Origin of the sequence: Photobacterium sanguinicancri (assembly GCF_002265265.1) — a bacterium.
Classification (GTDB): Bacteria; Pseudomonadota; Gammaproteobacteria; order Enterobacterales; family Vibrionaceae; genus Photobacterium; species Photobacterium sanguinicancri.
In genome coordinates this window covers 1-12,248 of record NZ_NOIF01000156.1, presented here as the reverse complement: position 1 = coordinate 12,248, position 12,248 = coordinate 1, and the positions used below count along the sequence as shown (strand labels likewise).

Below are 12,248 nucleotides of genomic sequence, written 5' to 3'. Positions count from 1 at the left end.
TATAACTCAGAACTAAATTATTCTATTTACGGAACTTCTCTCTTAATAAAATCATTCAAAACAACTATACTCTCCGCCATTAAGAGCGCATTTATCATAGACAGCGACCAGTTAATGCAATCGATTAAACAACCAAAATAATAAAATCAATCTTATTAACCAATAACTGTTCACATTATCGTCAAAAGAACAAACTTAAACAAGTTATTGCATCAAGATCACAAGATTAGGGATTTCTTGTGAAATTATCAGGGACATTAATAGATTAAAAGCAGGCATTCTTGAATGAATAATTCCGCAACGTATTTGCTCGCTGCGTTAAGAGAAAAAATCAAAGAAAAAGGAATTTGTTATGCTGATTTATCAATTGGAACAGGGATCCCCCTTTCAACTATAAAAAGACAACTTCATAACACAGCATTAGGGCTTGATAAGATACTCTGTTATGCAAGCCACCTAGATACAGACCTTGTTGAATTATCACAACGAGGCAGGCAATTACAACATGAAAATGAGCAGTTTATAACAGACGTAAATAGTGAAATATTTCACCAGTTTCCATATCTTTTCGACTTTTTGTATTTACTCCGCCGCAACGAATGGACTCTGGAAGAGATCACGCAGAAATACAAGCTCAACTCTACTTCTATAACCCTTTACCTTAGGGCTTTAGAGATGATGGACTATATCGTTCTTAAGGGTGATCACCAGTATCAATTCAAAGATAAAGGACGTTTTATTTTTGAAGAGGGTTCAAACCTCGATACATTATTTGCAGAAAGGTTTCGCAAAGAATCGTTCAGTCATGAAATTCGTCCTCCTATTTGTATAGGAAGAATTGCTATCACTGAAGAGCAAGAAGAAAAACTCGCTACGGAGGTATATAACAAACTCATTGAATTTGATGTACAAAATAAAACTGGAGAATGCAAAAAACCATTAAAAAATGTGTTGATGACATTCACCCCCGGCAATCAAATTTACCTATCTGACACTATACCAAATGTAGATGGTGAATTACTAAAAGCGATTTCATTCGCAAAAGAAAAATAACAACAACTTAAAATAAGAAACAGAACATAAAAGAGAATCCTATTTACTCAGGATGGATTCTCACACTTAAAATTCGCTTATTTACCTAAGCAAAAAACAATATAACGTAAATAATAGGAAAATAGTATGTTTAGTAAAAGTACACTTGCTATTGTAATCGGGGCTTCAATCTTACTATCTGGCTGTAATTCTAATGACGATAATAACGGAGGTAGCGGCTTCACTTTACCAGTTGCACCTACGTCTGAATTTACCAACGTTATTGATCGAACAGGCAACCCTACTCACCTACGTGATTACGATATCTACTCTAACCTAAAATACAACGCATTAATTGATAATGGCGCATGGCATGGCCATTTACTGCCAGAAGATGCAGCAGGTTACGGTAGCTTTGGTGGCATCATGCAAGTAACGCAAGAATATGCCCACTTCATGTCAGGTGAAACATTCGACAAGCTAACAATTACAGATAAAAACAGCGGCCAAACCTATAACCTATCCGATGCTAAGGCTAAGGTTTACTCTATTCCTGGCGCGCTAATTCAAGTACTAGAATTGGACGATATCCATGTTCAGATGGTTTTACGCTTTGTCACCAACCGCTCTTCGCTAGTTGAAACTAAGATCACCAACCTAACCGATAATGACATGGATCTCTCATTGGAATGGGATGGCGAACTAGTCAAATACGCCCGTTCAGGTGAAGATTACGAAAATAAGACCGTTGCTGAATACTACCCTGAATACAAACGCCAAATTTCAGCCATTGATAACGGTATCAAAATCAATTTTGGCGATATGAAAAACAACTGGGCAATTCGTAGTGATGCTGATGCCGAGTTCCGTATTACGCGTTCATTAAAAACACGTACTATCGCCAATGAAACCTCGTTTACTTCTGTCTCAAAAACTCAGGTCTCAGCTAAGAAAACAACGGCCTTCTACACTGCCTACTCTAACTTGCACAATGCCAACGAAGTCGCATCTGAAATCGTTAAACTTCAAGACGTTTTAGCAACGCCGACTAGCTACATGAATGCCTCTAAAAAACGTTGGGATGGCTATCTGGCCAATGGTTTAACCAATAAAGATGCGACACCAGAGCAAGCACGTGTCGCAGTAAAAGCCATGATGACCTTAAACGGTAACTGGCGTTCAGCGGCGGGAGACATAAAACAAGCCACAGTGACGCCTTCGGTTACTGCACGCTGGTTCTCTGGCAACTTAACTTGGCCGTGGGATTCATGGAAACAAGCATATGCGATGGCACACTTTAACCCTGATGTCGCCATGGATAACATTCGGACCGTTTTCCAAGAACAAGTCCAAGCAAATGATAAAATTCGCCCACAAGATAAAGGTTATTTACTTGACGTATTGACCTACACCAAACCGACATCACGTGGCGGTGCAGGTTCAGAAAACTGGAACGAGCGTAATACCAAACCATCACTCGCTAGTTGGTCTGTCATGGAAGTGTACCATGCGTTGGCGAATGACTTTGGCCGCCAACAAGATGCACAAGCCTTCATTGATGAGATCTACCCTAAATTGGTGTCTTACCACGATTGGTGGCTATCAAACCGCGACCACAACCAAAACGGCGTACCTGAATACGGTGCGGCGGTCGATCCAGCACACAACACTTCTGACGGTGTGATGTACGTATGGGTAGAAACTAAAGACCCGAAATTTAAAGACATTATTCCGTCTGAAGACATCATCAAAACTGACGGTGATCACTATCAAGTAAAAGGCATGGCTTCTTATAACAAGATTCTGGATGAGGTTGATTACATGAATCTTGAAGTCGGTGCGCAAGAAGCGGCGGGCTGGGAATCTGGCATGGATAACGCTGCACGCTTTGGCTTTATCTACAATATTCACGACATGAACAAACAAGCTGACGACATTAATCACCCAGATAAAAATGTCGACCAACTGGGCCGCTATGCAGCCACTGCTCATGGTTTTGATAACAGCATGGCGCTAACCAACGGCGCATGGGATTACACCAATAAAGATGCGGCTAACTTAGCAAAACTAAAACTGGCGAAGCAAGACTGGGAAGTCCGTTTTGCTGAAAACCGCGCCAATAACAACGATCCAGCGGGTCAATTACTTGGCTTCTCTATGCTACAAGAGTCTGTCGATCAGGCCTCTTATATGTACTCAGACAACAAATACCTCGCTGAAATGGCAGGGTTAGTTTCTGATGGTGTTGCAGGTAAAGAACGTGCACAAGAGTTCTTAGATGACGCAAGTAAAATTAAAACCTACATTAACCAATGTATGTTTGATGAAGGTACTGGCTTCTTCTACGACATTCACCTCAATGTTGCTGCTGATGGCACAACCCCTGCCCCATTAGCCAATGGTTGTGCAGGTGAACCTATCGTTGCTCGTGGCCGTGGGCCTGAAGGTTGGTCGCCTCTATTTAATGAAGCGGCAACACAAGAACACGCAGATAAAGTCATCGCTGTGATGCGCGATCAAGACGAATTCAATACGCCAGATAAATTCCAAAATACCGGCGTGCCTTTACCAACCGCTTCACAAACAAACCCAGCTTACGGCAAGGATGTTTACTGGCGTGGTCGTGTATGGCTAGACCAAGTGTACTTTGGCTTCCGTGCTATGGATAACTACGGTTACAAACAAGAAGCGATTTCAATGGCCAACGAGCTATTTAACAACGCAGAAGGTATGACAGGTAACATGCCGATTCGCGAGAACTACAACCCTGAAACAGGGGCTGTTCAAGGCGCATCTAACTTCTCTTGGTCTGCGGCTCACTTATATATGATGTATAACGGCTTCTTTACCAAGTAAGCATCTATATACAGATAATTAAATATCACGGATGGTTAGTGCCCCCCCTAACCTAGCCATCTAGAGATACATAATCAAACCGGATCTGACTTACTCAGCTTCCGGTTTTTCTTTCATAAATGGCAACACCCTCATCCTAAGCGCACCAAACTGTACGAATAACAAACAAAGCCAACATTACCTTTTACGCATACCTTTGCTGATAACCTTATATATTGAACCATATCAACCTTTTCAATATACGTAAGAGTGATACGCCAACTGGAGGTGTATCATTCCATGCTTAAATCAGCGTGTAAGTTGCAAAAACACATAAATCAAAAAAATACTAGCTAGCACCTAGTAGTACACGCTGTGCTTATATTGGTTAGGATTTTATGGCTACTAAAGCATAAGGAACAGGTTAGGTTCATGAAAAAAATAATATTAATCGCAGTCTGCATCATGTTTGCAATTGCAGCTATCGCAAGTGTGTCTTCAACATCTTATATATCTCATCAAGAGATCGATCAAATCATTCTGAAAAAGTCTCAGGCGCAAGCTGAATTACTGGCTAAAAACGTTGAATATATATTGAGTTCATCGTCACAGCCTGTCGAAGACTTACAACAATTTGTACTATCACTGAATAGCCGTTCAGACATTAGTTATGCAGTAGTCATTGATAAAAATGTTCAAGCTATTGCGCATAGTGATATTGAAAAACTCAATAAAGTCTACAACGATAGCTATACCGTAGATGGCGCGACAAGAGGAAAACCACAACATTCTAAGTGGTATGCCGATGTACAGGCAGTCTGGGTATACGACATTTTATCCCCTGTTTATGTCAACGGTGAATTGTACGGTACGTTTGATATCGGCATTCCCATTACAGAAGTAAGTGAAGCAGCTAAAGGCATAGTAATCAGCCAGCTCGTGGTTATTCTAGGTATTTTCTTCATCTGTGGCTGTGTATTGGTATGGTTGCTAGGCAAACTATTAAGACCGCTTTCGGGGTTACAGCACGCGTTAGAGAACATTTCTCAAGGTGATGGTGATTTAACCATCCGATTGCCAGTTAATGGCAACGATGAGATTGCTCATATCTCGACAGCTTTCAACACCTTTGTCATTAAGATCAACGATATAATCACTCAGGTAGCTAATACCGGTGTTGATCTTGGCAACTCGGCAACAGATCTACGAAATCAATCTCAACAATCTCTATCACGAGGTCATGAGCAAAGCGAGCAATCACTCTTAGTTGTTACGTCAATGAATGAGATGATCGCAACCATTAGTGAAATTTCACAAAATGCCAGCGGCGCAGCAGAATCCGCTGAGAATGCGAATATCGAAACTCAAAACGGACAAAAGATCTTACAAGAAGCCACCAGCACAATTACCAGCCTAGCGAACCAAATGAATGACACATCAGGAGTCATAACGTCTCTTGCCGATAGAACACAATCCATTGGTTCTATTCTTGAAGTTATTCGTGGTATTTCAGAACAGACAAATCTATTAGCACTCAATGCAGCGATTGAAGCGGCACGTGCTGGTGAGGCTGGTCGAGGTTTTGCCGTCGTTGCTGACGAAGTGAGAAATCTTGCAACCAAAACGGCGCAGTCAACCAATGAAATTCAAACCATGATTGATCAGCTTCAAAATGAAGCTAAAAATGCAGTCAATGCTATGGATAGCAGCAAATCATTGACCATTGAAGGATCGCAAGCAACTGAAAAAGCGCAGCAAGCTCTGGAACAAATATCTATACAGGTTATGGCGATACTTGATATGAACACCCAAGTTGCTACCGCTACTGAGCAACAAACCAGTGTTGCAAACGAAATTAACCTCAATATGGATACCGTTGATTGCTCGGTTAAGCTTGGGCTGACAGCCAGCCAAGAACTAGAAGTCTCTAGCCAAAAATTGGCAGAGTTGGCTCAAACGCTCGATCGCCATGTTGGCTCTTTTAAGATTAATCACTAATACTGCCATCAATAAAACTCGCCCCTAGTCTTTACGTTAGGGGCGTTTTTGAAATAGCAAAAGGCTATGTCAACAGTGATAAAGCACTTGAATAGGGTCCAATATAAAACCACAATAGCTGTACAATTTTAATGTTTAAGCAGTCTGCATAAATGAACAAAATGGTAGCAAGCGGCGTTTTTGGTGGCTTTATCCCTGTTTTAGGCCTCATTGTCTTACTGGCTGGTGATTCACACTTCCCTGTAATAAAGTGGCCAATTGAAGCGTTTCAAGGGTTAGTTTTTAGCTTAGTTTGGGGGCTTGGTATCTCGCAGTATCTGGCTTATTTCTTTTCTGCCATGTTGTTTATTACGTTGTTTGCTGTCGGCTACGCGATTGGCTGTAAGATCTATCGTCGATTAAGTCGCTCGTAATATCTCATCCCTGAGAACTTAACCTGAAAGCCAATACAAAGAGCGAATCTCTAAAGCGATAGTAAAAAAGATTCGTCTCTAAATCCCCCTTATACGGACAATTTCATTCTCTGAAATTCCTAGTGACTTCAAGAAACGTTGATGCTCCGTCGGTTCTAGTTCTTCAAACTTCTTGTGTCACATTGTAATATCCGATCACTGACCATTGGCTTTTATGATGCCTTTCGTTATGGTGTTAAGTTGCAGTTTAAAATCATTATCTTAGATATAAACAACGCGCACCTCATGAATGAGATTAATAAATAACAAGGAACTGTTATTCATGCCAAACACTACATGGCTTTCGGGCGTTAAGTTACAGGGTAACTACATTACTACCCTTGAAAAAAGAGCATGCTAAAGCGCTTGTCCAAGCAGCATCTGATGGTGAACTTTGGAATTTATGGTATACGTCCATACCCAATGAAGAAAAGGTTGATGCCTATATAGAAACAGCGCTGTCAGAAAAAGAGTTGGGCCGTTCACTGCCCTTTGTCGTTATAGATAATCAGACTCAAGAGATTATTGGCACGACCCGTTATTGCAACGCCGATTGCACTAATCATCGAGTTGAAATTGGTTACACATGGTATGCAAAACGTTACCAACGCACAGCCGTAAACACCGAATGCAAATACCTACTGCTTACTCATGCATTCGAAAATTTATCAGCCATCGCGGTCCAATTTTGCACTCACTGGCATAACCAAACCTCACGTAATGCCATCGCACGCTTAGGTGCTAAGCAAGATGGTGTTATTCGCAACCATCAAAAGATGCCCAATGGTAGCTACCGAGATACGGTTGTTTTTTCTATCATTGAAAGCGAATGGCTCGCGGTTAAAGCAAGCCTAACATTCAAGCTTCAATTGCCTTCTTAACAAACGTGACTGGCCATCTGCTGAAATGCACACAAGGAATCAACAATGAATTATGACCAATACAATGCTTTTTGTCGTGCGTTGCCAGCGACGACTTATGTTGTGCAATGGAATAACTCTCATGTATGGAAAGTCGGTGGAAAAGTGTTTGCCATTGGAGGGTTAGGGCCTGACGATAAACCTGCCTTTATATTTAAAACGTCTGATCAGAATTATCATTACCTTAGTGATCAACCCGGTTATAAACCTGCACCTTACTTTGCATCACGAGGGATGAAATGGATCCAACACTTTGTAAGTTCAGCGGCGACGGATGAAGAGCTCATGTATTATCTGACCGAGTCTCACCGTATTGTCTCCTTAGGGCTGACCAAGAAGTTGCAAAAAGATCTGAACTTAAATCAAGTGTGATTGCTATCATTCAACAGCTATTCGTACAGTAAAAAGCCAGCGGTTAGTCGCTGGCTTATCGTTGCTACAGGAAAGTAAACAGAGTCTTTTAACGGGTGTCGCCCTATTTCACGTTAGGGTTTTGTCCCAATACTGTTTCAGCGGCTTGAGCATTATCAAACATCGTAAAGTTGTACTGTTCAATTTCCCATGTATCGGCACGATCTAGCGTCCATGATTGGTTCGCTTGGTCGGTGTAAATTGTCCATAACGTTGGGAATACATCATTCACATGTGCGTCGATACGGTCGTAGCCAGAGAACACATTATTAGCAACTGCTTTAATACTCAGTGCCGCTTTTGCTGGGTCTTTGACATCTCGAGCATACAAGTCTTCAACAATCTCTTTGGCGCGAAGACGACGGTCGTATGAACGGATACTGGCGTCCGCTTTTGTGCCCTCTTTGTCCATGATTAAATGCGTACTGAACTCAGGATCATTCGACATGAACTGTACACCAGGCGCAGTTTCATGGGTACCTTCATAGATTTTTTGCTCACCCTTCACATACTCAATCACCGCACTCTTACCCGAAGCATCTGTAATTTGGTAATGAACAGGAGCAGAAATACACTCATTGGTATGGCCTGGTAAGTCACAAATTTTCTGGTCAATCACATCAATGCTGCGCAGCGCTGCGAGTGCTTCATCGGTTGTTGCAAAGTTATCAACCACGAAGCGTGGCACTTCACCTGCACTCACATCTGGAACACCGGTTTTACCCTCAGGGAACTCAGTGTAATCTTTACCCAGGTATAAGATACGCGCTACCAGACCTTTTTCATTCATGGCTTCAGCCACAATTCCTGGGTTAAAAGATTTAATCTGCATAGAGGCATACTTAGATTTACTTGTGATGCCATCTTCAGTATCGGCATACTGGTTTTCAATACCTCGCCCTTTACCGACAACTTCTGCTTGATCTTGACCAGCCCAATCCATAGTACGAACCGTCATGTTCACGTCACCATTATTATAAATAGCCGATGTACATGCTGTTGCTATGCTTGCCATACTCAATGTTGATGCTGCAATCAGTGTTGCGATAATAGTTTTTGATGCTTTCATGGTTTCGCCCTCATCAGAATTCGACTGGTTGTCTCGGTTATATATTCAATCTTGATTCTCAATTTGAATATTGATTGAGTCCCCCATTTCGTTGGGGTTGATATTACTCATCTGATAAAAACAGCACCAACGAGTAGCTTTAAGTTTGACTTACAGGGCAAAGCTTCATTCTGAAGAAATGACGCATATAAACCATACTACTAGGCCTTACTATTACGATACAAACCACCTGCCATATAAAAGGTTTTTTATGCTACTATCTCTTTGGTTTACAAGGCCAAATCAAGACATGATGGCCCTAAATATTCACAAGGAGTGTGAGTTTGAGGAAATATTTTGCGATCTTTTTATCTCTGTTTTCATTCAACGCGTTCGCCGAGGATAAACCTCTCACCACGCCCACTTGCTTACCAGAAGCAGTGTTAACAACGCCTGTCACTTTGTTTTTAACAGAATCGATTAAGGCGCAATATGCCCCTTTTGTTATTGAAGGTCATATAAAAAGTTGGTTGGAACATTCCAATACCGTCATGCGTAATTCTTGCATTCCCATGAAACGGACCTTAAAAGAGGTGGTGTACATTAGTGAATTACTCGATATCAACTTCCAAGATATCTATGCTGTGCATGATCTCCTCGCCTATTACTATCCAGATAGAATGGAAGCGCTGCAGCCAAACAAATCACATCATCACGTATACCCTTACTACGGCGTAGTATTCAGCACACGAAATTCAGCGTTCAATCCCGATAAATGCGGACAAACAGACGTTGCGCTTTATCCTCAATTTTTCGTGCTAGATATAAGCTGTCCAAAAATCGTGTTAGAACATGAATTAGGCCACTTAGCATGGGCAAATCACGATATCGATACACTCTCATATCAAACTGAGGGTTACCTATTCGATTTAGCAGCTTGGTTACCTGTTGGGCTCCATTCTAAAATAAAGCAATACGCCTATGGTTATCATTGCGGAGGCAAAGGCACAGTGATGTCTTACGCGGATGAATTTCATCCCTTCTACTCCAGCCCTTCTATCGCTTTCGATGGCATAGCTTGTGGCAATGAAGTATATGCAGATAATGCTCGCGTACTAAGAGAATACGCAGAAGCTAAACTAGCAATAACAAATTAAAATCAACCATATGCAGCGAATTATCACCCTCATCGAAAACGATAAATTACGGCAAGAGGCGCTTCATTGTGTATCGCTACTGGCACTTCCACAATGTTATTTAGCCGCTGGCTTTGTCAGAAATTTAGTCTGGGATCACCTGCATCCCGAAAAACAGATAACAACCCCGCTCAATGATCTGGATGTTATTTATTTCGACCCAACTGAAAGCGATCCAAGCAGAGATATTGCGCTTGAGCAACAACTCTCCGACATGATGCCCAATCAAAATTGGCAAGTGCGAAATCAAGCAAGGATGCACGGCTATAATGGCGATCGCCCATATTTAAGTACACTAGATGCCATGCGTTTTTGGCCAGAAAAAGAAACAGCCATCGCCATTCGAAAAGTGCCAACGACAACAGGCAGAGATGGTTACCAAGGGATAAGCGCTTTTGGCCTAGATTCTTTATTTGATCTCAAGATCACCCATAACCCTAGGCGTTCACGCGCTCTCTTCGAGCAACGAGTCCAAGCAAAGCAGTGGTTAACCCACTGGCCTAAACTCACAATCGGAAGTTTTAGTGATGCAGAATGATGAAAAGTACATGTTACGGGCACTTGAGTTATCACAACAAGCGCTACCGCAATGTCACCCCAATCCTCCCGTTGGCTGTGTGCTGGTAAAAAATGGGAGCATCATTAGTGAAGGTTATACTCAGCCGCCCGGTCAGCATCATGCTGAAGCACATGCTATCGCGCAATACCTAGAGAATAGACTCGCTAATCAGCTAGTTAATGAACATAAAGAGAACACGCCAGTCGATTTTAGTGATGTAACCGCTTATGTCACACTTGAACCCTGCTCTTTTGTGGGACGAACGCCTTCTTGCGCAAACACCCTTGCAACATTAGGGGTTAAACGTGTGGTCGTCGCTATGATCGATCCAGATCCGCGAAACAGCGGTAAAGGCCTAGATCGAATAAAACAAGCGAACATTCAAGTTGATGTTGGAATATGTGAAGACCACGTAAAAGCCTTTATAAGCCAATATCTGATAAAGTGAATGACTGACAAGTATTCATTCTAAACAACATCTGTATCAAGGAAGATCATGAACCCAAATCAACAAGCTATGCTAGATGCGTATCTAGTACAACTGAGCCCAGAAGAACGAGCTGCAATACCTCAGGTTGTTGCGGAGTATTTTTGTGCCGATGAGTACAATGCCAATGAGTGCGCCCGTTTGATCAATAACGGCATCAAACGCGCATCATGTAGCCTAAAAGAAGGTTATGACATCGACAATGAGCCACTGCCACAAGTCGGCAACTTAACCCTTGTACTAAACTGGGCTGAAGAACCTGTATGTATAGTTAGACTCACTGAGGTATCCACTAGCCCTTTTAATCAAGTCACGCGTGAGTTTGCAGAATCAGAAGGCGAAGGTGATGGCAGTTACGAATGGTGGCTTCAGGCTCACATCGACTTTTTCACATGTTATGCGGCTCAGATTGGTGCAACTTTCAATGATGAATCTGAACTTGTGCTGGAGCGCTTCGAAAAAGTCTTTCCTCTATAACTGCATAGATCACCAACTATTCAACTAAAAGGGCATCTACCGTTATGCGATATCACCAAGTTTCACCTAATCAGGTGCCCTTAGCTTTGCTGCTCGAAGCCGACCCTTCAGAGGCGAGCATCAAGCGTTACTTACCCCACGCTTGGTGTTTTGTGGCAACTGAGAATACGGATATACGAGCAGCCTGTATTGTTGCACCTATAGAATATCAGGAGACACAAGACACGCCGACTGTCGTCGAGATATTCAATGTTTCTGTTCACGCTGAATATCAACAGCAAGGCATAGGTTCAAAACTACTAAAATTTGCTATCAACTCCCTTAAAGAAAAAGGGGTCATACGAGTAGAACTCGGTACTGGTGCCTTCGGCTATCAACTCACATACTATCATCGGTTAGGTTTTCGCATAGACAGCGTGCTCAAAGATCATTTTTTAGACCATTATACCGACCCCATATTTGAAAATGGTATTCAACACAAAGATATGCTGAGGCTTTACTTAAATATCTAGTCTGCTCACCCGCGGTAATTAACAACTAGGGAAACGAACTACGCTGCCCCACGAACTTAGGAGGGGCAATGAACAAGATAAATATTGTTGGGACAAGTGGCAGTGGTAAGTCGACTTTCACCAAAAACTGGCTAAAAAGCTGTCTTATCCTTATTACGAAATGGATACACTATGCTGGAAGGCAGACTGGGCTGAATCAAAAAGAACTATGGCCGAACTCGGGAAATAAAGAAAGTTTTAAAACGTTACTGACCAGAAAAAACTCGATACTTCTATGGACAATTAAAACCCATAGCAGTAACAAACAACGCTATCAAAAAG

At 42.0% G+C, this 12,248-nt stretch carries 12 protein-coding genes and 2 pseudogenes; 12 read left to right on the top strand and 2 right to left on the bottom strand.

Going from position 1 to position 12,248, the window contains the following annotated elements:
- Positions 1-285 precede the first annotated feature (285 nt).
- The 4 genes from ASV53_RS18630 to ASV53_RS18615 all read left to right on the top strand — a co-directional run bounded on the left by ASV53_RS18630 (position 286) and on the right by ASV53_RS18615 (position 6,278).
- Entirely contained in the window at positions 286-1,053 is a 768-nt protein-coding gene (locus tag ASV53_RS18630) for a hypothetical protein (RefSeq protein WP_062687718.1), read from the top strand.
- A gap of 126 nt (positions 1,054-1,179) precedes the next feature.
- Positions 1,180-3,888, top strand: a complete 2,709-nt coding sequence (gene ygjK, locus ASV53_RS18625) for an alpha-glucosidase (protein ID WP_094958197.1) — start codon at positions 1,180-1,182, stop codon at positions 3,886-3,888.
- A gap of 411 nt (positions 3,889-4,299) precedes the next feature.
- Positions 4,300-5,865 (top strand): methyl-accepting chemotaxis protein, encoded by a 1,566-nt coding sequence (locus tag ASV53_RS18620; protein ID WP_094958196.1) that lies wholly within the window; start codon positions 4,300-4,302, stop codon positions 5,863-5,865.
- 152 nt (positions 5,866-6,017) lie between these two features.
- Positions 6,018-6,278: a hypothetical protein gene (locus ASV53_RS18615; protein WP_094958195.1), complete on the top strand. Its 261-nt coding sequence runs from the start codon at positions 6,018-6,020 to the stop codon at positions 6,276-6,278.
- 78 nt (positions 6,279-6,356) lie between these two features.
- On the opposite strand, the pseudogene ASV53_RS26490 reads toward ASV53_RS18615, so the two are convergent.
- Positions 6,357-6,455, bottom strand: a pseudogene (locus ASV53_RS26490) (MerR family transcriptional regulator); the annotation flags it as partial.
- A 203-nt stretch (positions 6,456-6,658) separates the two neighbouring features.
- On the opposite strand from ASV53_RS26490, the gene ASV53_RS18610 reads away from it, so the two are divergent.
- Both ASV53_RS18610 and ASV53_RS18605 read left to right on the top strand, forming a co-directional pair.
- Entirely contained in the window at positions 6,659-7,198 is a 540-nt protein-coding gene (locus ASV53_RS18610) for a GNAT family N-acetyltransferase (protein ID WP_239928852.1), read from the top strand.
- A 45-nt stretch (positions 7,199-7,243) separates the two neighbouring features.
- Complete coding sequence (locus tag ASV53_RS18605; protein WP_094958193.1) at positions 7,244-7,609, top strand: MmcQ/YjbR family DNA-binding protein; 366 nt, start codon at positions 7,244-7,246, stop codon at positions 7,607-7,609.
- A gap of 103 nt (positions 7,610-7,712) precedes the next feature.
- On the opposite strand, the gene ASV53_RS18600 is transcribed toward ASV53_RS18605, so the two are convergent.
- A complete protein-coding gene (locus ASV53_RS18600) occupies positions 7,713-8,717 on the bottom strand; it encodes a linear amide C-N hydrolase (protein WP_094958192.1) in 1,005 nt (334 codons plus the stop codon).
- A gap of 323 nt (positions 8,718-9,040) precedes the next feature.
- On the opposite strand from ASV53_RS18600, the gene ASV53_RS18595 reads away from it, so the two are divergent.
- The 6 genes and pseudogenes from ASV53_RS18595 to ASV53_RS25830 all read left to right on the top strand — a co-directional run.
- Complete coding sequence (locus ASV53_RS18595) at positions 9,041-9,853, top strand: hypothetical protein (RefSeq protein WP_094958191.1); 813 nt, start codon at positions 9,041-9,043, stop codon at positions 9,851-9,853.
- Between the two features lie 10 nt (positions 9,854-9,863).
- Entirely contained in the window at positions 9,864-10,430 is a 567-nt protein-coding gene (locus ASV53_RS18590; RefSeq protein ID WP_094958190.1) for a nucleotidyltransferase family protein, read from the top strand.
- Positions 10,420-10,899, top strand: coding sequence for a bifunctional diaminohydroxyphosphoribosylaminopyrimidine deaminase/5-amino-6-(5-phosphoribosylamino)uracil reductase RibD (locus ASV53_RS18585; protein ID WP_094958189.1), 480 nt, complete (start codon positions 10,420-10,422; stop codon positions 10,897-10,899). Before ASV53_RS18590 ends, ASV53_RS18585 begins: the two co-directional genes overlap by 11 nt.
- A gap of 48 nt (positions 10,900-10,947) precedes the next feature.
- The gene (locus ASV53_RS18580) at positions 10,948-11,415 is read left to right on the top strand and encodes an ASCH domain-containing protein (RefSeq protein ID WP_094958188.1); all 468 of its coding nucleotides are present in this window, start codon (positions 10,948-10,950) and stop codon (positions 11,413-11,415) included.
- Positions 11,416-11,459: 44 nt separating this feature from the next.
- A complete protein-coding gene (locus ASV53_RS18575) occupies positions 11,460-11,927 on the top strand; it encodes a GNAT family N-acetyltransferase (protein ID WP_094958187.1) in 468 nt (155 codons plus the stop codon).
- Positions 11,928-11,995: 68 nt separating this feature from the next.
- Positions 11,996-12,248: pseudogene (locus tag ASV53_RS25830) on the top strand (hypothetical protein); the annotation flags it as partial.